17 protein-coding genes and 1 riboswitch are annotated in these 20,911 nt (G+C 66.7%); of the genes, 7 read left to right on the forward strand and 10 right to left on the reverse strand.

Translation table 11 applies throughout. From position 1 onward, the window contains the following. Positions 1-12: 12 nt before the first annotated feature. From ACKN61_RS06660 to ACKN61_RS06670, 3 genes are all read left to right on the forward strand, one after another. Positions 13-1,047, forward strand: a complete 1,035-nt coding sequence (locus ACKN61_RS06660; RefSeq protein ID WP_408952822.1) for a glycosyltransferase family 2 protein — start codon at positions 13-15, stop codon at positions 1,045-1,047. Beyond that, entirely contained in the window at positions 1,007-1,435 is a 429-nt protein-coding gene (locus tag ACKN61_RS06665; RefSeq protein ID WP_408952823.1) for a CBS domain-containing protein, read from the forward strand. Before ACKN61_RS06660 ends, ACKN61_RS06665 begins: the two co-directional genes overlap by 41 nt. 236 nt (positions 1,436-1,671) lie before the next feature. Further along, on the forward strand, positions 1,672-2,277 hold the full coding sequence (locus ACKN61_RS06670) for a hypothetical protein (RefSeq protein ID WP_408952824.1): 606 nt from the start codon (positions 1,672-1,674) through the stop codon (positions 2,275-2,277). Positions 2,278-3,247: 970 nt separating this feature from the next. Here the strand turns inward: ACKN61_RS06670 and ACKN61_RS06675 are convergent. The 8 genes from ACKN61_RS06675 to ACKN61_RS06710 form a co-directional block, all read right to left on the reverse strand. Then, entirely contained in the window at positions 3,248-5,215 is a 1,968-nt protein-coding gene (locus ACKN61_RS06675) for an AsmA family protein (RefSeq protein ID WP_408952825.1), read from the reverse strand. A 157-nt stretch (positions 5,216-5,372) separates the two neighbouring features. Then, positions 5,373-6,038, reverse strand: a complete 666-nt coding sequence (locus ACKN61_RS06680) for a PAQR family membrane homeostasis protein TrhA (protein ID WP_051885392.1) — start codon at positions 6,036-6,038, stop codon at positions 5,373-5,375. A gap of 218 nt (positions 6,039-6,256) precedes the next feature. Continuing rightward, a complete protein-coding gene (locus ACKN61_RS06685) occupies positions 6,257-6,496 on the reverse strand; it encodes a hypothetical protein (RefSeq protein WP_223619856.1) in 240 nt (79 codons plus the stop codon). A gap of 150 nt (positions 6,497-6,646) precedes the next feature. Then, positions 6,647-6,943, reverse strand: coding sequence for a hypothetical protein (locus ACKN61_RS06690; RefSeq protein WP_408952826.1), 297 nt, complete (start codon positions 6,941-6,943; stop codon positions 6,647-6,649). A 137-nt stretch (positions 6,944-7,080) separates the two neighbouring features. Beyond that, entirely contained in the window at positions 7,081-7,569 is a 489-nt protein-coding gene (locus tag ACKN61_RS06695; RefSeq protein WP_408952827.1) for a hypothetical protein, read from the reverse strand. Beyond that, on the reverse strand, positions 7,569-9,173 hold the full coding sequence (locus ACKN61_RS06700) for a peptide chain release factor 3 (RefSeq protein WP_408952828.1): 1,605 nt from the start codon (positions 9,171-9,173) through the stop codon (positions 7,569-7,571). Before ACKN61_RS06700 ends, ACKN61_RS06695 begins: the two co-directional genes overlap by 1 nt. A 313-nt stretch (positions 9,174-9,486) precedes the next feature. Continuing rightward, on the reverse strand, positions 9,487-10,413 hold the full coding sequence (locus ACKN61_RS06705; RefSeq protein WP_408952829.1) for a peptidoglycan DD-metalloendopeptidase family protein: 927 nt from the start codon (positions 10,411-10,413) through the stop codon (positions 9,487-9,489). Between the two features lie 68 nt (positions 10,414-10,481). Continuing rightward, on the reverse strand, positions 10,482-11,582 hold the full coding sequence (locus tag ACKN61_RS06710) for a phytase (RefSeq protein ID WP_408952830.1): 1,101 nt from the start codon (positions 11,580-11,582) through the stop codon (positions 10,482-10,484). 128 nt (positions 11,583-11,710) lie between these two features. After that, positions 11,711-11,831, forward strand: a riboswitch (SAM riboswitch). 67 nt (positions 11,832-11,898) lie between these two features. On the opposite strand from ACKN61_RS06710, the gene ACKN61_RS06715 reads away from it, so the two are divergent. From ACKN61_RS06715 to ACKN61_RS06725, 3 genes are read left to right on the forward strand one after another with little or no spacing between them, the layout of a single operon-like run. Beyond that, on the forward strand, positions 11,899-12,966 hold the full coding sequence (locus ACKN61_RS06715; RefSeq protein WP_408952831.1) for a homoserine O-succinyltransferase: 1,068 nt from the start codon (positions 11,899-11,901) through the stop codon (positions 12,964-12,966). Beyond that, a complete protein-coding gene (locus ACKN61_RS06720; RefSeq protein WP_408952832.1) occupies positions 12,963-14,204 on the forward strand; it encodes an O-succinylhomoserine (thiol)-lyase in 1,242 nt (413 codons plus the stop codon). The genes ACKN61_RS06715 and ACKN61_RS06720 overlap by 4 nt, the downstream gene beginning before the upstream one ends. After that, positions 14,201-15,334 (forward strand): homoserine dehydrogenase, encoded by a 1,134-nt coding sequence (locus ACKN61_RS06725; RefSeq protein ID WP_408952833.1) that lies wholly within the window; start codon positions 14,201-14,203, stop codon positions 15,332-15,334. The genes ACKN61_RS06720 and ACKN61_RS06725 overlap by 4 nt, the downstream gene beginning before the upstream one ends. A gap of 1,427 nt (positions 15,335-16,761) precedes the next feature. Here the strand turns inward: ACKN61_RS06725 and ACKN61_RS06730 are convergent. Continuing rightward, positions 16,762-18,819, reverse strand: a complete 2,058-nt coding sequence (locus tag ACKN61_RS06730; RefSeq protein WP_408952834.1) for a glycosyl hydrolase family 18 protein — start codon at positions 18,817-18,819, stop codon at positions 16,762-16,764. A gap of 1,351 nt (positions 18,820-20,170) precedes the next feature. Then, positions 20,171-20,305 carry a hypothetical protein gene (locus ACKN61_RS06735; protein WP_408952835.1) on the reverse strand — a complete coding sequence of 45 codons (135 nt, stop codon included), beginning with the start codon at positions 20,303-20,305 and terminating at the stop codon, positions 20,171-20,173. Between the two features lie 161 nt (positions 20,306-20,466). Here ACKN61_RS06735 and ACKN61_RS06740 point away from each other — a divergent pair, with 161 nt between their 5' ends. Next, positions 20,467-20,880, forward strand: a complete 414-nt coding sequence (locus tag ACKN61_RS06740) for a hypothetical protein (protein WP_408952836.1) — start codon at positions 20,467-20,469, stop codon at positions 20,878-20,880. The last annotated feature ends 31 nt before the right edge of the window (positions 20,881-20,911 follow it).

Genomic DNA, 20,911 nt, shown 5'->3' on the forward strand with positions numbered 1-20,911 from the left:
ACTATGTCGGGCATGAATCGCGATCTAGTCACCGTCGTCCTGGCCGCCTTCGACGAGGCGGCCAGCCTGCCGTTGCTGCAGCCGCGCATCGCCGCGGCCCTGGATGCGCTGGCCGCGCAGGGCGTCGACGGGCGGGTGCTGTATATCGACGACGGCAGCCGCGACCGCACGTGGGAGATCCTGCAAGGCATCGCCGCGGCCGATCCGCGGGTCGCGCTGCTGCGGCTGTCGCGCAATTTCGGCAAGGAAGCGGCCTTGACCGCGGGCCTGGACCGGGTCGAGCAAGGCGCCGCCCTGATCCTCGACGCCGACGGCCAGGACCCGCCGGAACTGATCCCGCAGTTCGTCGCCAAGTGGCGCGAAGGCTACGACGACGTCTACGGCACGCGCCTGGAGCGCGAGGGCGAAGGTTGGTTCAAGCGCGCCACCGCGCATGCCTTCTATCGCGTGATCGGGCGGCTCTCGCGCACCCCGATCCCGGCCGACACCGGCGACTTCCGCCTGCTGTCGCCGCGCGCGCTCGACGCGCTGCGGCAACTGCGCGAGCGCCACCGCTTCATGAAGGGCCTGTTCGGCTGGGTCGGCTACAACCGCATCGCCTTGCCCTATCACCGCGAAGCGCGCGTGGCGGGGACCAGCAAGTTCAACCTGTGGCGGTTGTGGAACCTGGCCTTGGAAGGCATCACCAGTTTCTCGACCGCGCCGCTGCGCCTGGCGACCTACCTGGGCCTGGCGACCGCGCTGGTGGCGTTCGCGTTCGGCGCCAAGGTCGTGCTGAAGGCGCTGCTGTTCGGCGACCAGGTCCAGGGCTGGCCGACGATGATGGCGGTGATCCTGTTCCTGGGCGGCGTGCAGCTGATCGCGCTGGGCCTGATCGGCGAATACCTGGGCCGGCTGTACGAAGAATCGAAACAGCGGCCGCTTTACCTCATCGACACCTGGCAGCCCGCGCCAGGAGTATCCTCGGACCAGACACGGTTTCCCCAGTTCGCGGAAGGAGACAGTCATGCGCACCGTAAGACAGTTGTTGGAGGCGAAAGCGCCTGAGATCCATGCGATCGGCCCCGACGCGCCGGTCATCGACGCGATCCGGCTGATGGCCGAGAAACGCATCGGTGCGGTGCTGGTGATGGACGGCGCGCGATTGGCCGGGATCCTGTCCGAGCGCGACTACGCCCGCAAGATCGTCTTGCAGGGCCGGTCCTCGGCCGATACGCCGGTGCGCGCCATCATGACCGCCGAGGTCGTGGTGGTCGGGTTGGGCGACAGCGCCGACCATTGCATGCAACTGGTCACCGACCAGCGCATCCGTCACCTGCCGGTGGTCGACGGCGGCCGCGTCATCGGCGTGGTATCGATCGGCGACCTGGTCAAGGCGGTGATCGAGGACCAGCAGGTCGAGCTGGATCAGCTGCAGCGTTACATCGCCAGTTAAAAGCCTCGCCAGTTAAGAGCCGCGCCAGTTAAGGGCGACGCCAGTTAAGAGCGGCGCCAGCTGAGGGTGGGCGGCAGGCGATGCCGCCGCGCCGCGATTCGCTGGCGGCGCCTGGCAGTGCGCGCACGGCCGCGACGGCGACGATCCATTCGCAGGAAGCCTGCGCGCGATGGGATGATGTCCGTCCCGCGTCATCCCTGTGAAGGATCACCATGAGCCGAAACCGTTTCGCCGCCTTGCGCCTGCCCGTCGCCGGCCTTTTTGTCGCGGCCCTGGTCGCCGCCGCGGCGGCAGGATGCGCGGCGTCGTCCGACGCGCCTGTCGAGGCGACCAAGACACCGGGCAAGACACCGGACAAAACCGGCGCGGCGAAGCCGCCGGGCCCGCCGCAGCGCCCGGCGCAGGCGACCGTCGCCGACGGCGGCAAGCGCATCGATGTGGCGACGGCGGTGCTCGATTTCCCGATCGATTTGAAGTCGGTGTTCGACGAACGCGCAGTGCGCATCGACCGCGTCGCAATCCTCGGGCAGGAAGATCGCGGCGAGCGGTTCGACCTGTTGTTGCGCATCGAAGGGCCGAGCGATCCGAAGGCCGAGGGCGGGCGCTGCCGCGACGGGCGCGAGATCGTACTGCGGGAGATTTCCTTCGACGGCAACGACAACATGGTCACCGGTTCGCAGAGCTTCGAGTCCTGCCTGAAGCGGATCCGCCCGGTCGCCGAACGCCGCTTTCCCGACGGGCGTGTCGAGTACGACCTCAAGCAGACTTATCCGGCAGGCGATACCTGGGATGTGTATCTGGAGTACGACTTGGTCCATCCGGGGGCTGGCGTGACGATGTAGGCGCGCAGCCGGATTCCACCCGATGTCGTGGATCCACCCTCTGTAGGAGCGACGTGAGTCGCGACCGCGGGACGCGCAGAGACAACAACGCCGATACCCGCTCATCGAAGCGGCATGCCGTCGCGAGGGTAGGAGCGGCGCGAGCCGCGACCGCGGGGTTCCCAGCCGCCGCGGTCCTTTCGATGCTGTCGCTGTCGCTGTCGCTGTCGCTGTCGCTCTCGCTCTCGCTCTCGCTGTCGCCGTTGCCTTGGCCTTGGCTGTTGCTGTGCGCCAATTCGCACTCGCGAAGGCAATCGAAGACCCGGAGGGCGGCCCGCATGGATGCGGGCCGTTTTTCATCGGGACAAGGATGACCCGTATGAAAAATCCCTGCGTCGGCATCGATCGTGCGGGCTGGTGATTCAAAACAAAAGCATTTTTCTTTGGTGACTTTCTTTTGTTGCTTTAGACAAAAGAAAGTTACCCGCCGCTTTAGTGGCGGAAGCTTTTATCGTTTGGTCTTGCTTCCATTAAAGCCACAGGCAAGTGCGAAGTACCCCTGTAGGAGCGACGTAAGTTGCGACCACGCTCTGCCGGCCTCCGGCACAACCCTTCAAGAAAGAGCAGAGCTTCCGTCCGCTACGCGGTCGGGTTACTTTCTTTTGCTAAGCCCAAAAGAAATGTAACCAAAGAAAAGGGCTCTCCTTGCAAGGGCACAGGCCACGAGTGCGATGCCCGCGCCGGGATTTTCCGATAAGACGTCCCTGTCTTATCGGAAAACGCCGCACGTCCTGTGCGGCGCCCTCCGGGTCTCCACTTGACCGGCAAAGCGGCAAAGCAGATCAAAATCTCGGCAACGGCAACGGCAACGGCAACGGCAACGGCAACGGCAACGGCAACGGCCACAGCCACAGCCACAGCCACAGCCACAGCCACAGCCACAGCGGTGCCGGATGTTTAGGTCATGGTTTAAACGTCAAACGACGACCGCTCAATTCACCACATGCCCCGCACAGCCCGCATCCTTGCCCGGGCCGAGTTCGATCGTGGCCAGCAATGCCGCCGGCGGCGCGATGCTGCCCAGCGCCACTGCGACGGCGCCGCGCAGGCCGAGGCGTTTGAAATCCGGGCGGGCGTTGGGGTGCTTGAAGCTGCCGGTGACGGTCAGCGGCGTGCGCAATGCGAACAGGCTGCGGTCTTTCGGGCGCGGACGGATCAGCAGGTCGAGTTTTTCCTCGCCCAGATCGATCGTGCCGCTGCCGACCAGGATCGTGTCGCTGGTGTCGAAGGCCAGCGCGCGCGCGGTCATGACGCCGTCGGCGACGGTGAAGTCGCCGAAGGCGCAGCGGATCGGGATCTTGCGGTCCTGGGTCAGCTTGAACTTGAGGATCTCGGCCAGGTCGAGTCCGGCGAATTCCATCAGCAGGTTGCTGATCTGGCCTTGGCCCATGCCGACGGCGACGTTGCCGTCGCTGCTGGCGAGCATCGTCGCGATCGAATTGCCATTGCCGGTCAGGGCGATGCGCCCGCCGACCTTGCCGACCGCGTCCTGCGCCAGCTTCACCTTCGGCACCAGCTTGGCGAGGGTCAGTTTGCGCGCGGTGATGTCGGCGCGGGTGCGGATCGGGGTGCGGCGCGCGTCCATCGTGACGATCGAGCGGATGTCGCCGTCGGCGACGCCGAAGTTCAGCGGGTCGAGTTTCAACAGGCCGTTCTCGAGCAGCAGATGCGCCTGCATGTCGTCGAGCGGCCAACCCGGCGCTTCGATACGCGCGGCCTTGAGCTTTACGTCCGCATCCATCGCCCGCAACTTGTCGAGCCGATACGGCGTGGCGGGCAACAGCTTCGGGCTCGCGTCCAGGCGCGCATGTTCGGCGGCGAGTTCGGGGTTGGTGCTTTCGCCGCGCCCGGTCTGCGGGGGCGCTCCGACGAAGCCGGCGAGGTCGTCGAGATCCAGGCGCTTGGACACCAGGTCGGCGCGCAGATAGGGACGCGGGCCGCCGGTATCGACGCTGGCGCTGCCGGCCAGATCGCTGTCGCCGACCTTGCCGGTGAAGCGGTCGTAATGCCAGCGCACGCCATCGCGGCTCAGGCGGCCGTCGAGCGCATAAGGCGGCGTCGGCGGAATCGCGATGCCGATCAGCGGATACAGATCGGCCAGGTTCTTGCCGGCGAGGGCGAGTTGCAGATCGAAATCGCGCAGATGGAAGGGATCGACGAGTTCGCCGCGCGCGTGCGCACGGGTGGCGCCGGCCGCGGCGCGCAGGTTCAGTCGATACGGGCGTTGCGCATCGCGCAGCGCCAGCGGCGATTCGGCGCGGCCTTCGAGGGTGAAGCGGTTGTTCTTCCAGCGTCCGCCGCCTTCGATCTCGACCGGCGGCGCGGCATCCTCGCGTTGCGCCGCACGGCTGGCGACGGCCAGGTCGATGTCGGTCTTGCCGGCGGCGTCGAGGAATTGCAGACGCCCGTCGTCGATCCAGACGCGTCGGAACACCGGCAATTCGCCGTTGCCGGCGCGATCGAACACCCAGTTGCCGCCGTGCTTGGGATCGGTCTGCAGATTCACTCGCGGCCGGATCAGGCGGATGTCGGGGATGCGGATGTCGCCCTTGAGCAAGGGCCAAAATTCCACCGCGATTTCCAGACGCTGCGCCGAAGCCATCAACGGTTGCTTGGCCCACTCGGCATTGGCGAAGCTCAGGCCGTCGGCGCGGATGACCGGCACGCGCCCAAGATCGACATCGAGATTGCCGGCGATCTCGAAACGCCGGCCGGTGCGCGCTTCGACCTGGCGTTCGACCGTGCCCTTGAACCAGTTCCAGTCCCACAGCAGGAGCAGCACGACGATGGCGAGCGCGAGCACGCCGAGCAGCGCGCGCCAGGGATGGCGGCGCAGATGGGTCCGCCACGACTGCTCGGCAGGCGCGGGCGCGGACGGGGGTGTCGGAGAGTCGCTCATGGCATGAAGCGCTTGGGCCGATCGTGCCGGCGATACCTACGCCATCGGCCCGCGCGGCGGGACCTGGTCGCTACGATGGCCTCACCATTGCGGCAGGGCGGTAAAGCGAAGGTGAATACGCCGTGGACGCGACGTGCGGTGTTCAGGCCGGCGGAGTTCAGGCCGGCGAGGGGACGACCTGGGCGAACACCGAGATGTAATGGCAGACGCTGCCGGCGACCACGAACAAATGCCAGATCGCATGTGAATAGCGCAGCGAGGGACGGTGATAGAACACCGTGCCGAGCGTGTAGCACAGGCCGCCGGCCAGCAACCAGCTCAGGGTCCAGACGTCGAGCGCGTTGAGCAGAGGTTTGATCGCGACCAGCACCAGCCAGCCCATCGCGATGTAGATCATCGTCGACAGCAGCTTGAAGCGGCCGGTATAGAACAGCTTGAACACGATGCCGGCGAAGGCCAGGCCCCAGATCGCCGCGAACAGGCCCCAGCCCCAGGGGCCTCGCAGGCCGATCAGGGTGAAGGGCGTGTAGGTGCCGGCGATCAGCAGATAGATCGCGCAATGGTCGAAGACCTTGAGCCGCCCCTTGAGCACGGGATGTTGGATCGCGTGGTACAGGGTCGAGGCCAGATACAGCAGCAGCAGGCTGATCCCGAATACGATCGCGCTGCCGAGTTGCCAGGCGTCGCCGTAGATCGCGGTCAGGGTGATCATGACGGCGCCGCCGGCCAATGCGGCGGTGGCGCCGAGACCGTGGGTCAGCGCGTTGGCGATCTCTTCGCGGATCGAGTGGTCGCCGTGAGCGGGGGCATGGGCGATAGGCATGGTCCCAGCATCCTAGCGCGGTCTGGAGCCAATGCTCGCAGTCAGGATGAAAGGACAGGGACGGTAAGGTGCCCGCGGTTCGGTTTCGCGACCCGGGTCACGGGCGCAGACAGGCCGGAGCGTCGGGCCTGCCGGAAGCACGGCCCTCGCGGAGGGCAGGGCGGGTCGATCCGGCCCGAAGCGGCGAGCCCCGGGCCGGATCGGACCGGAGACGCGGGTCAGGCGGCCGGGACCGCGGCCATGTGGCTCATCGACGGCATGCCGACGATCAACAGGACGATGCCGACGATGTAGATGATCAGCGGAATCTTGTTCTGGGCGAAGTTCATGATCGCAAATACCACGGCCACGAACGGAATCAGCAGCGAACCCAGTCCCCACCAGATGTTCTTGCGAAACGCGTTGACGACGATCCACAGGCCGCCGATCAGGCACAACACGATACCCAAGTAATACATACGTCCCCCTCCAGGTTGGATGCCGGCTCGACTGCCCGACGGGCCGATGCTAGTCGATGCTGCCGCGCAGCATCGGCGAAACGCGCGGCGTCGTCGCAAACACGCAGGGGAAACCGGACCGCAGAGCGTGGCGGGCGGCGACAGGCCGTATCAGGGGGCGTAGACCACGTTGTCGGAGAAGTACATCTGCGCGATGTTGATCGCAAAAAGCACGGATCCGGCGGCGGACAGCAGCAGCGGGGTCTTGCTCTTGTGCCAATGAACGATGCCGAAGACGAGCAGGACGGGTGAAACGAGCAACGAACCCAGTCCCCACCAGATGTTTTCCTGGAAGGCCAACACCAACAGCCATAGACCGCCGATCGCGAGCAGGGCCAGGCCGAGAACCAATAGCGCCAACATCATGTCGAACTCTCCTTGTGGCCGGCGTCCTGCCGGCGCGGCCATGCTAGCGAATTTCGAGTGTGCAGGGAGCGCCACTGGAAGGCCGCAGCGCCCAAGCGAGGGCCGCTTTCGCAGTGCCATGAGTGCGGACCGGAGCGTCGGAACCGCTGGGTCGCGGCGACCGGATCGTTCCGGTTCGATCAGTCGAGCGTGTTCAAACGGCGGACCCGGCGCAGTCGCCGCAGAATCTTGTGCGGCCGGTCGAAGCGGTATTCCTCGACTTCGACCGTCAGCCCGCTGTCTTCGCCGAGCGCCTCGCGCATCGCGTAGAGGCGGCCGTTGCCTTCGAAGGCGAGCCAGCGCTCGCCGTCGCGCACGACCTTGATCTGCGAAACCGAAGGGATGATCTCGTTCAAGGTCGCCAGGTCGAGTTGGCCGCGTGCGAGCAGTTCCTCGCGTCGCCCCCGCAAGGCCTGCGCCCGCGCATGGGTGGCTTGCAGCGCCGATTCGCGGTCGATGCGGTGGATCGGCTGCAGGGCGCGCAGCGGAACCATGGCCTGGGCCTTGCCGCTGCGCAGGCGATGGATGTCCATCACCACCTTGGCCATGTAGGCGTCTTTATAGTCGAGCGCGGCGACTTCGCTGCGCTTGCCCATCAAGTACAGCCACCACCGCCGCAGCGCCGACATCAGTCCAGCGCCACCGCGTGCGCGTGTTCGCGCGTGGCGAGGAATTCGACGCCCGGCGCACGCTCCTGGGCGAGCTGCAGGTTGACCCGGGTCGGCGCCAGATAGACCAGTTGCCCGGCCGCGTCGAGCGACAGGTTCAGCGCGTTCTTGTCGCGGAATTCCTCGAGCTTCTTGGCGTCGCTGCAACGGATCCAGCGCGCAGTCGCCACGCCGACCTGCTCGAAGCTCGCGTCCACGCCGTACTCGTCCTTGAGGCGATAGGCGACTACGTCGAACTGCAGCACGCCGACGGCGCCGAGGATCAGGTCGTTGCTCATCAGCGGCCGGAAGAACTGGGTCGCGCCTTCTTCCGACAACTGCGCCAGGCCCTTCTGCAACTGCTTGAGCTTGAGCGGATCGCGCAGGCGCGCGCGGCGGAACAGCTCCGGGGCGAAGTTCGGGATGCCGGTGAAGGCGAGCTGTTCGCCTTCGCTGAAGCTGTCGCCGATCGAGATGGTGCCGTGGTTGTGGATGCCGATCACGTCGCCCGGGAACGCGCTTTCGGCGATCTCGCGGTCGCTGGCCATGAAGGTCAGGGCGTTGGCGAGCTTCACTTCCTTGCCGGTGCGGGCATGGAAGGCCTTCATGCCGGCGCTGAACTTGCCCGAGCAGATGCGCATGAAGGCGACCCGGTCGCGGTGTTGCGGGTCCATGTTGGCCTGGATCTTGAACACGAAGCCGCTGAGCTTGTTTTCCGCGGGCTGCACTTCGCGGGTGGTGGTCTCGCGCGGCTTCGGCGACGGGGCGTGCTCGATGAAGAAATCCAGCAGCAGCTGCACGCCGAAGTTGTTGACCGCCGAGCCGAAGAACACCGGGGTCTGTTCGCCGGCCAGGTACTTGGCCTTGTCGAACGGATGCGAGGCGCCTTCGACCAGTTCCAGTTCCTCGCGCAGCTCGGCCAGCATCGCCGCGCCGATGCGCGCCTCGAACGCCGGATCGTCGATGGAGGCGTAGATGGTCGAGTCCTGGCGGGTGAAGTTGCGGCCCTGCTCGTACAGATGCACTTCGCCGCTGATCAGGTGGACCACGCCCTTGAGGCGCTGGCCCATGCCGATCGGCCAGGTGATCGGCGCGCATTGGATGCCGAGCACCGATTCGACCTCGTCGAGCAGATCGATGGGGTTCTTGCCTTCGCGGTCGAGCTTGTTGATGAAGCTCATGATCGGCGTGTCGCGCAGGCGGCAGACTTCCATGAGCTTGATCGTGCGCTCCTCGACGCCCTTGGCGACGTCGATGACCATCAGCGCCGAGTCGACCGCGGTCAGCACGCGGTAGGTGTCCTCGCCGAAGTCGGCGTGGCCGGGGGTGTCGAGCAGGTTGACGATGCGGCCCTCGTAGGGGAACTGCATCACCGAGGAGGTGACCGAGATGCCGCGTTCCTTTTCCAGGGCCATCCAGTCCGAGGTGGCATGGCGCGCGGCCTTGCGGCCCTTGACCGAGCCGGCCATCTGGATGGCGCCGCCGAACAGCAACAGCTTTTCGGTCAACGTGGTCTTGCCGGCGTCGGGGTGCGAAATGATCGCGAACGTGCGGCGGCGGAGGGCTTCTTGGGAGACTTCGGACATGGGAACGGCGCGCCCGGGGCGCGTCGGGAGGCAAGAGGAAGGGCGGAAGTATACCCGGGCGGCGCGCCGGGGCCGGGCGGGGCGTCGGCGATGGCCGGATCGCCGAGGGTGGGGCTCTTCGGGTAGGAGCGGCGCGAGCCGCGACCGCGGGGCTGCGTGCGTGGCGGTGGGGTCGCGGCTCGCGCCGTTCCCGCAGGGAGGCAGCCGGCAGGTGCCGGGGGTAGGAGCAGGTCTGCGGAGAGTCGCGCGGCGGTGAGGTGGGGCGCGGTCGCGGCTTATGCCGCTCCTACACGGACCCTCGCGTGCGGGCGCCTCAGCGCGTACCGCCGCTCAGGCGCAGCGGGCCCTGTGGGCCGCTCATGCGGAAGGGGATCGATTCGAGCTTCATGCCGCGATTGATCTGCACGGCGAAATGCAGGTGCGGGCCGGTGCTGAAGCCGGTGTTGCCGGACAGGCCGATCTGCTGGCCGGCGCGCACGCGCTGACCGGTGCGGACCAGCACGCCGCCGTCGGCCTTGAGGTGGGCGTACAGGGCCATGCTGCCGTCGTCGTGGAGGATGCGGACGAAATTGGCGCGGTCGCCGAACTTTTCCAGATTGAGCCCGGCCTTGTCGAAATCGGACTCGACCTGCATCACCGAGCCGTCGCGCGCGGCCAGCACCGGCGTGCCGATGTCGGCGGCGAAATCGACGGCGTAACGGTGTTCGGGTTCGGTATGGCTGAAATGGCCGCCATAGCCCTGGTCGATGCGGAATTGCTGCTGTTGCAACGGCAGCAGGTAATCGACGTTCTGCGCGCGCGCCGCCGGGTCGCCCGGCGTGCTGCGCAGGCTCAATTCGAAGTCGCCGCCGCGGGTCGGGTCCTGGGCGCTGAGCACCGCCACTACCGCACTGCCGCGTGCGGCAACGGTCGCGTAGGCGGGCAACGAGGGCGAGCCGGCGATGTTGTTGCTGTGGGTGAAGTCGAGGCGGACTTCGATCGGCCCGGACAGGCTGTTGTCGGCCCAGGCCAGGTAGCGGTCGCCGTCCTGCTGCACGCGCAGGCGCGCGATCGCGCCGGGTTCGGTGCGGAACGGGATCACCTGGACTTCCGACGGCGGCGCCGCCCCCGGCGGACGATCGCCGTAATGGCTGATGCCGCTGCGGTCGGTCCAGCGGTAAAGCTTGGCCGCCTGCACCACCGGTACGGCGAGCAGGCTGGCGCAAAGGAGGGTGGCGAGCAGGGCGGAAAGGCGCGGCATGGTCGGGTTCGGGTAACGGCGTCGGTGCAGCGTGGGACGGTCGATGCCTGGTGTTAGCTCAACGAGCGTCAGTTCAAACAGCCGGACTGCAGTTGCAGCGAGCGGGCGATGTCGCCGAGGTCGAACGCGGTCACCGAACGGTCGTCGTGCACCGCATACAAGGCGCCGGTCGGGAACGCGGTCGTGCCGGCGGCGTGCAGGGCGATGCCGTCGGTGTGGGCGGTGACCTCGCCGCTGAAGCTGCCTTGCGGCACCAGGGTGACGCGGTCGAACACATGGAAGATCGTACGCGGCATCAGCTGGTCCACGGCGATCCAGTATCCGGCGCCGTTCGGGCAACTCCACAAGGCCACGCCTTCGGCCTGGGCGTCGAAGCTGCGGTCGGGCAGGCGGCGGCCGGTGTAACGGCCGGCCAGGGTGTATTCGCGCAGGGTCGAGAGATGGCGGTCGTCTTCGTCGGCGATCAGCAGGCGGTCGTTGGCGGGGTCGCCGGCGATCGACTCGACCACGCGCAGGGCGGCGTCCTCGGTGGTGTCGCCGAAGGAACCGACGTACTCGCTGCGCATCGCATCGCCGTCGTCGAAGTGGATCTTGTAGCGGCGCACGCGCTGATCGAGTTCGGTCAAGGCCGGCACCCGGTCGAACTTGTCGCCGTACATGAAGCTGTCGGTGATATAGGCCTCGAGCTCGCCCGGGGCGATCTCGTTGAGCCACACGCCGTAGGGGCTGCGCAACTCGGCGTCGCCGAAGCTGCCGAGCGGGGCGAAGTCGGGCAGGCGCAACACCTGCACGCGGTGGTTGTCGCGCTCGACCACGAACAGGTGATCGCCGAACACGGTCAGCCCGTTCGGGCGCTTGAACTGGCCGAGCGCCTGGCCCTTCGCTCCGACCGTGCGCAGGCGTTGGCCGCTGTCGGCGTCGTAGACCGCCAGGCGATGAGTCGACTTGGCGCTGGCGATCAGCCAGGTGGCGCCGTTCTCGGTCGGCCAGGTCGCCAGCGAATCGAGTTCGTCCTCCGGGCTTTCGGCCGAAACGAAGCGTTCGGGCACGATCCGCACCCCGGCCGGACCGGCGCTGGTGGTGCGGGTTTCCGATTCCAGGACGGGGCGGGTGGCGCAGGCCGACAGCAGGACGGTGGTCAGGACGGCGGCAACGAGGCGGCTATTCATCATTCCAAGTGTATGCGCGGGCGATGGCAACGGGGTGGCGACCGTGAAGGTCGAGTGAGGCCACATGATAAATCGCTATATGCGGATGAAGCGATTGACACGCCTTCCGCCGGTCGGCAGACTGAGGCCATCCATCGAGACCGGCTGAGGGACAGGCCCTTAGAAGCCGGGGCAACCCAGCGCAGCGCAAGCTGCGTGAAGGTGCCAATTCCTGCGGCCCGCCTCATGGCGTTGGTCGGAAGATGGTTGCGAAGTGCGCTTCCGGCGCACTTGCGACTTGCAAGCTCGGTGGGCCCGTTCACTTCGGATGACCGCCATGAGCTTCGCCAACAGCCCCGCCGCCACGTTCGAACGCAGCGACAGCTTCGTTTCCTATGCGTCGCCTGCAATCGTTTCCCCCGACGTGTTCGAGCGCACGGGCCGTGCCGCCGCCACCCGTGGCGAGATCGCCGTCGAACTGGACCTGCGCCATTCCGGCCGCCGCAGCCTGACCTTGCGCTACGAAACCCAGGGCGACCGCAGCCTGCCGGCCTTGTTCGTCGCCGGCGGCATTTCCGCCCATCGCCACCTCGCGCCGAGCCGCGAGTTCGGCGAGCAGGGCTGGTGGCAGAGCCAGGTCGGCCATGGCCGTTCGCTGGACCCGTCCCAGCATTACTTGATCTCGTTCGACTGGATCGGGGCCGACGGCACCGTCGACGTGGCGCTGGATCCGGCCGACCAGGCCGACGCCATCGCCGCATTGCTCGACGCGCTGCGCATCGAGCGCCTGCAGGCTTTCATCGGCTATTCCTATGGCGCCATGGTCGGCCTGCAGTTCGCTTCGAGGCATGCCGCGCGCCTGGGTGAACTGGTCTCGATCAGCGGCACTCACCGCGCCCATCCTTATGCCGCCGCCTGGCGTGCGCTGCAACGCCGTGCGGTCGCGCTGGGCGCGCTGCAGTGCGACGAAAGCCAGGGCCTGGCGCTGGCGCGCGAACTGGCGGTGCTGAGCTATCGCACCCCGGAAGAATTCGCCGAGCGTTTCGGCAATGCCGAAGTCCGCGACGGCCGCGTCCGCGTCGCCGCCGAAGACTATCTCGACCATTGCGGCAACAAGTACGTCGCGCGCACCCCGACCACCGCCTTCCTGCGCCTGTCCGAATCGATCGACCTGCAGCAGATCGATCCCTCGACGATCCAGGTGCCGGTCACCGTGGTCGCGGTCAGCGAGGATCGTTTGATCCCGCTCAGCGAGTCCTACGACCTGATCGAACGCCTGCGCGGCGAAACCCGCCTGCGCGTGCTGCGTTCCATCTACGGGCACGACGCGTGCCTGAAAGAAGAATCCGACATCAACACCATCCTGCGCGAAGCGCTGGCCGACTGTACGCAGGTGGCCGCATGAGCATTCAGAACAACGGAGCGGCACCAGTGACCACGACCCCCAGCACGACCCCCACCCGCAGCACCTGCACCGCCGCCGTGCGCGCCGGCATCGACCGCGACACCGCCTTTGGCGCGGTGACGCCGCCGATCGTGCTGTCGTCGAACTTCAGCTTCGCCGGCTTCAACGACAAGCGCCAATACGACTACACCCGTAGCGGCAACCCCACCCGCGACCTGCTCGGCGAAGCGCTGGCCGAACTCGAAGGCGGCGCCGGCGGCGTGATCACCTCGACCGGCATGTCCGCGATCACCCTGGTGCTGCACGCCTTCCTCAAGCCCGGCGACCGCATCGTGGTGCCGCACGACGGCTACGGCGGCAGCTGGCGCCTGTTCAATGCACTGGCCGCGAAGGGCGCGTTCGAGCTGGTCACCGCCGACCTGACCGACCCGCGTTCGCTGACCGAAGCGCTGGCGACCAAGCCGGCCGTGGTCTGGATCGAAACCCCGTCGAACCCGTTGCTGCGCATCACCGACCTGCGCTTCGTGATCGAGGCCGCGCACGCCCAGGGCGCGCTGACCGTGGTCGACAACACCTTCCTGTCGCCGGCGCTGCAGCGCCCGATCGCGTTCGGCGCCGACCTGGTCGTGCATTCGACCACCAAGTACATCAACGGCCACAGCGACGTCGTCGGCGGCGCCGTGGTCGCCAAGAGCGCCGAGCATCACCAGCAGCTGACCTGGTGGGCCAATGCGCTCGGCCTGACCGGCTCGCCGTTCGACGCCTTCCTGACCCTGCGCGGCCTGCGCACCCTCGAGGCGCGCCTGCGCGTGCACCAGGAAAACACCCTGGCCATCGCGACCCTGCTCGACAACCATCCGGCCGTGCGCGTGGTGCATTATCCGGGTCTGGAATCGCATCCGGGGCATGCGCTCGCCGCGCGCCAGCAGAAGGGCTTCGGCGCGATGCTCAGCGTCGAGATCGAAGGCGGCGAAGATGCGGTGCGGGCCTTCGTCGAGGGGCTGACCTGTTTCACCCTGGCCGAATCGTTGGGCGGCGTCGAAAGCCTGATCGCGCATCCGGCGACCATGACCCATGCCGCGATGTCGCTGGAAGCACGCACCGCCGCCGGCATCAGCGACGGCCTGTTGCGCCTGTCGATCGGCATCGAGCACGTCGACGACCTGGTCGCCGATCTCGAAGCCGCGCTCGAACGTGCCGCCGCTGCGGTGGCCACGGCGGCGCGCGTCAAACGATGAGCGTCGCGGCCAGCGCCCTGCACGGGCAGGTTTCGCAGGCGCGGCCGCGCTCGACGACCGCCGCGGCCCACGCTGCGCCGGCGCGGGTCGCCTTGCTCGGCACCGGCACGGTCGGCGGCGCGGTGATCGCGCGCCTGGCCTCGTGGCGCGGCACCGCGCTCGGCGAGCGCCTGTCGCTGGTGCATGTGGCGAACTCGCGCCGCGCCGCGGTCGGCCTCGACGGCATCGCGCCCGAGCGGGCGGTCGCCGCCCTGGCCGATTCGGCGCAGGCCAGTGCGCTGAGCGATATCGCCTTGGCGCTCGAAGGCGAAGGCGCGCGGGTGGTGATCGATGCGACCGCGAGCGAAGCGGTCGCCGAGCAGCACGCACAGTGGTTGGCGCAAGGCATCCATGTAGTCACCGCCTGCAAGATCGGCCAGGGCACCACCCTGGCGCGCTGGCGCGCGATCCGCGAAGCCTGTGCGCAGGGCGCCAGCGGCTATGGCGACAGCGCCACCGTCGGCGCCGGGTTGCCGCTGCTGCGCAGCCTGCGCGAGTTGCAGGCTGGCGGCGACCGCATCCATGCCGTCGCCGGCGTACTGTCGGGCTCGCTGGCCTGGCTGTTCAATCATTACGACGGCATGCGCCCGTTCTCGGCGCTGGTGCGCCAGGCGCGCGATGCCGGCTACACCGAGCCGGACCCGCGCGACGACCTGTCCGGCGAAGACGTGCGGCGCAAGCTGCTGATCCTTGCGCGCGCCGCCGGCGTGGCGCTGGACGTCGGCGACGTCGAAGTGTCCTCGCTGGTGCCGCCGGAGCTGGCGATTCTGTCGCGCGACGGCGTCGACGCGGCGCTGCCGGCGCTCGATGCCCCCCTGCGCGAACGCTATGCGGAGGCCTACAAGAACGGCGAGAAGCTGCGCTTCATCGCCCGCCTCGAACGTGGCGACGATGGCCGCGTTTCGGCGCGGGTCGGCCTGGAATCTTTGCCGGGCGACCATCCGCTGGCCGGCGGTGCGGGCACCGACAACAAGGTCGCCATCTGGTCGGATCGCTACAAAGTCCAGCCGCTGGTGATCCAGGGCCCGGGTGCGGGTGCGGAAGTCACCGCAGCCGGCTTGTTGGACGATGTGTTGCGGCTGGTGGGGTGAGTTGGGAGTGGTTGCGTGCCGCTTGCACGGGTAGGAGCGGCATCCGACAGGGATCTCCTGCGGGTCACAAGCCGCGAAGACGTCGTCGCGGATTTGTGTCGGTACCGTCCGAGACCTCTGTAGGAGCGACGTGAGTCGCGACCGCGGGACGCGCAGAGAGCGCAATGCCGATGACGCCCATCGAAGCGACAAGCTTTCGCAGGGGTAGGAGCGGCGCGAGCCGCGACCGCAGTGTTTCGGTCTTGCGGCGCATCCATCAAGCAATACCAAGATCAAACGCTAAGAGCTTCCGCCACTAAAGCGGCGGGTTACTTTCTTTTGTCATAAGCAACAAAAGAAAGGTAACCAAAGAAAAATGCTTTTCTTTGAATCACAGGCCCGCACGCTCGATGCCGACGCAGGGATTTTTCATACGGGACATCCCTGTCCCGATGAAAAACGGCCCGCATCCCTGCGGGCCGCCCTTTGGGTCTTCTTTTGCCCGTCGCGAGTGCGAGGCTGCGCACAGCAACAGCAACAGCAACAGCAACAGCAACAGCGCGACGGCTTGCTTGAGGCTTTTGGGGTAGGAGCGGCGTGAGCCGCGACCGCGAATCCGCGGGTGCCGGCGCGGGTGATCGTGGTTGCGTGGTCGCGGCTTGTGAGCGAAGGAAATCCAGTCGGGCGCCGCTCCTGCCCTAAGAGCGAGATTCGCCGTTGCCGTTGCCGTCGCTGTTGCCGTGAAGAGCTTGGCGTAGTACCGAGCTTGCGAGAACAGCTGGAGACCCGGAGGGCGGCGCACAGGACGTGCGCCGTTTTTCGATAAGACAGGGACGTCTTATCGAAAAATCCCGGCGCGAGCATCGCACTCGTGGCCTGTGCCCTTGCAAGGAGAGCCCTTTTCTTTGGTTAGCTTTCTTTTGGGCTTAGCAAAAGAAAGTAACCCGGCCGCGTTAGCGGACGGAAGCTCTGCGGTTGTTGTTGCTTCATCGCCTTACGGTGAGAGACGCCACGGGGGGATGCTGCGCAGTCGCGACTCGCGTCGCTCCTACCCTCGCGACAGTCTGCGGCCTCGATGAATAAGGGCAGCGATACAGCCTCTGCGCGTCCCGCGGTCGCGGCTCACGCCGCTCCTACAAGAGCAAGGCGTCCAGCGCAAAAAACCAACGCGATCACGCGCCTCCAAAAACGAAATCGGAGCGCCGATCGGGGGGATGATCGGCGCTCCGTTGCATATCACCGCGACGTATCGCTCGCCGCGGCTTTGCAAAACTGTACCGAGGACGCGCCAAGCGGCGAGCCTTCGTAAATCGTGTCGCGTAGAACGGTTGCGACATCCACCTGCGGTGGGATGCGCGATTCGATGTCCTCATCCGCTAGCCCTCTCCCACGAGGGAGAGGGCATTGCCGGGTGCGGATTACTTCATGTCCTCTTACTTCAGGCCGCTTTACTTCAGACCGTCGCTGACCGCTGTGGCCAAGCTGCCCTGGGCGTCGTCGCCGCTGAACTCCCAGAAGAACGCGCCGCCGAGGTTCTGCGCCTTGACGTAGGTCATCTTCTGGCCGATAACGGCCGGGGTGTCGTAGCTCCAGAACGTGGTGCCGTTGTACTTCCAGCTCGCAGTGGCGTTGGCGTCGGTGTGGACGGTGCCGGCGAGGTTCTTGAGGACCTTGTAGTCCTCGATGCCGGCTTCGTAGGTGCCCGGTGCCGCGGTGCCGCTCTGGTACAGGCCGTTATTCACATTCGGCACGTTGGTCCAGCCGCGGCCGTAGAAGCCTATGCCGAGGTTGAGCTTGGAGGCCGGCACGCCGCGCGACAGGAAGGCTTCGATGGCGTCGTTGGAGTTGTAGAACTTCTGGTCGCCGGTCGAAGGATCGTTCGGCGAGGCGAACAGTGCGGAGTGATGGTTGGTCTTCGGATCCCACGCGCCGTGGAAGTCGTAGGTCATCACGTTGATGAAGTCGAGGTACTGGTGATACGCGGCCGGGTCGGTGACGCGGATCTTGTCGATGCCGGCGCCCACTGCGACGGTCAGCAACAGGCCCGGACGCACTGCATCGAGCTGCTTGCGGAACTCGGCCATCAGCCCGTTGAAGTTGGCCTTGTCCTCCGGCGCGCCGCAGGAGATGCCGCAGGCGACCGGGTACTCCCAGTCGATGTCGATGCCGTCGAACACGCCGGCTGCGGCACCCGGGCCGCCCGCGCTGTCGGTGACCGGCAGGTTGCCCTTGATGTAGGCGTCGATGCACGAGGCCACGAAGGCCTGGCGGTTCTCCGGACGCGCCGCGCTCGAGAAGCCGCGCGACCAGGTCCAGCCGCCGAGCGAAATCAGCACCTTGAGGTTCGGGTGCTTGGCCTTGAGCTGCTTGAGCTGGTTCCAGTTGCCGCGCAGCTTCTGGTCCCAGGTGTCGCCGACGCCGCTGACGCTTTCGCCGGCGGGGAAGGACTTGGTGTAGTCGGCGAAGGCGTCGCCGCCGACGCCGGTGTTCGGATCGGAAGGCACGGTCAGGCCGACTTCGCAGCGGTTGTTGCGCACGTTGCCGAAGGCGTAGTTGATGTGGGTCATCTTCGCCGCCGAACCGCTGGTGTCGATGTTCTTGACCCGGTAGCCGCGGCCGTAGATGCCCCACTGGACGAAGTAGCCGATCACCTTCTTGTTGCCGCCCGGACCGGTCGGCTTGGTGGTCGCGCTGAACGATGCGCTTTGCGCCGAGGCGTTGCTGGCGTTGTCGCGCGCACGCACGGTGAAGCTGTAGCTGGTGCTGGCGGCCAGGCCGCTGCTGACATAGCTGTTGCCGCTCGGCGAGCCGACCAGGCTGCCGTTGCGGTAAACGTCGTAGCCGGCCACGCCGCTGCCGCCGGCGTTGTCGGTCGATGCGTTCCAGGCCAGCGAGATGCTGCTGGAGGTCTGCGACGGCGAGGACAGCCCGCTCGGCACGCTCGGCGGCGTGGTGTCGGTGGGGCCGGCGCCGACGGTGATGCTGACCGCGGACGAAGTGGTGGTCGCGTTCTGGTTGTCCTTGGCCACCGCGGTGAAGCTGTGGTTGCCGGCGGTCGCGTTGTTCCAGCTCACGCCGTAGGGCGAGCTGGTATCGACGCCGAGCGAGGCGGTGCCGCGGAAGAACTCGACGCTGGCGATGCTGCCGTCGCTGTCGGCGGCGTTGGCGCTGACGGCGATGTTGGCGCCGGCGTTGTAGTTGGCGCCGTTGCTCGGTGCGGTCAGCGAAACGGTCGGCGATTGATTGCCGGGGCCGGTGCCGCAGACGCCCAGGTCGACGTACCAGCCGCAGCTAGGACAATGCGTCGGCGGCGTGTTCCAGATCTGCGTGGCGGCTTGATAGAGATGGTTCTGGTACGTCAGCTTGTCGCCGGCGTTGTAGATCGTGGATGGGTTCCAGGCAGGAACCCCGGTGCAGGACGCGCCCTGCGCATACGCCGTCGATAGCGACGACGCGGCGAGCATGGCGGACAGCAACAGCAGGTTGGCGGACCGTGCGTGTCTCATGATGCTTCCTCTCTCCCGTGCATAGTCAAGACAGTGCCGGCCATGACCGGCCAGCGGCAGTTCCCCGCCGTGTTTGAAGAAAGGCCGTGGCCTTCCGTCCTGCATGGGAGGCTCGTGCCTCCTCGAGTGATCGGCGCTCGCGCCGTCGTGTGCTGTGCTGCGGTCCTGCGGCGTACTGCCGCCGTGGCGGCGCGACCGGTGCGATAGGCCGGTCGTACGCGGTGTCGCTGTGCGGCTGGGCCGCGATCCCTCGGCATCCTCCCTGCGATGACGCTGCGTTGGGTACGCCCGGACGGGCGCCTGCTCGCTGGTGGGCAAACTGGGCTCGTGTGACAACGTTGTCAACTCGTCATTCAAGCCTTTGCGCTCTGGTTCACAGAACGCCATGACAACGTTCGCCGAATGCGAAGGAATTTGCTGCGTCGCAGCGCGAAACGAAACTTGTTGATCTTGAAAAACAGTGACATAGAGTGATGTCTCAAAGACATTACTGCCCATCGCAAGTCATTGCCGGCGCCAGTCGCGCGCTATGGCGCGGTGCAGCATCGGGAGTGCGCGAGATTGCGGCGATGCCGCGGGGCGTCGATGAGGCGTGCCGCCGGCGGCGCGCGATCGCGGCGCCGGCAGGATCGGTGCGACGTCGTCTTGGAAGACCGCTGTAGGAGCGGCGTCCTACCGGATTTCCTTCGGTCATAAGCCGCGACTGTGACCTGTCAATTTCGCGTCGATGCCGGTCTTAGCCTGTCAGGGTAGGAGCGGCGCGAGCCGCGACCAAGGAACGCGCAGAGACAGCAAGGCCGATGTCATCCATCGAAGCGGCGTGCCGTCGCAGGGTAGGAGCGGCGTGAGCCGCGACCGCGGGACGCGCAGAGGCGACAAGGCCGGCGGCGCGCATCGAAGCGGCGCGCTTTCGCCTGGGTAGGAGCGGCGTCCCACTGGATTTCCTTCGGTTACAAGCCGCGACCGCGCGGTTTCGGGTTTGCTGCGTTTCTCTCAAGCAAGATCAAGATCAAACGCCTAAAGCTTCCGCCGCTAAAGCGGCGGGTTACTTTCTTTTGTCATAAGCAACAAAAGAAAGGTAACCAAAGAAAAATGCTTTTCTTTGAATCACAAGCCCGCACGAGCGATGCCTCCGCAGGGATTTTTCATACGGGACATCCCTGTCCCGATGAAAAACGGCCCGCATCCATGCGGGCCGCCCTCCGGGTCTTCGATTGCCTTCGCTAGTGCGAAGCTGCGCACAGCAACAGCAACAGCAACAGCAACAGCAACAGCAACGGCAACGGCAACGGTAATCGTACGGCTGCGACGGCTTGGGGGTAGGAGCGGCGTCCGATTGGATCTACTTCGGTCACAAGCCGCGACTGCTGGGTGCGGCGAGTGCTTCGATGAGGCGGCGATTGAAGCGCTCGGGCGCTTCGGCTTGCGGCGAATGGCGGAGGTCGTCGAATTCGATCAAGGTCGAGCGCGCGAGCAGCGCCGGCAATGCGGCGATCGGGCAAGCCGACGCCCGGGCGACAGCATCGAGATCTGTTACAAATCGCCGCGCCGCTTGCCCCTATAGTCCGAGGCTTCCGGCGCACGGCCGGCCACCAGGGGACGAGCATGGATCTGCGAGTGTTGGGCGCTGTGGCGTTATGCGGTTTGATGGGGGCGATGCCCGCCTTGGCGACGCCGCCGGTGATCGTCGAAGCGCCGAGCTGTCCCCATCGAAAGCTCGATACGGTCGAGATCGAAGCCGGCAGCCGGGTCAGCGAGGGCACGATCGACCGTATGCCGACGCCGGTGAGTTACCGGCTGGCCTTCAACCGTCTCGCCGAGGTGGCGCAGGAAAAAGGCGCCAACGCGGTGGTGCTGCGCGGCCATCGCGCCACCTACTTCACCCGCGATGGCCGACGTTCGAAACAGGCCGTGCACGTGCAACTGCGGGGCGCCGCGATCCTGATCGAAGGCGATCCGGCGGACTGCGCGATGAAGCTGGTCAGCCCGCGCGACTACGCCACCCGCCCCGACGATCCGCGCATCGTCGAAACGCCATCGACCCAGGCCTACGACGACTGATGCCGGTGCGTTCGCCAGCGCCGGCGGCTTG

It is taken from the genome of Lysobacter sp. Hz25, assembly GCF_046097045.1.
GTDB lineage: Bacteria > Pseudomonadota > Gammaproteobacteria > Xanthomonadales > Xanthomonadaceae > Lysobacter > Lysobacter antibioticus_B.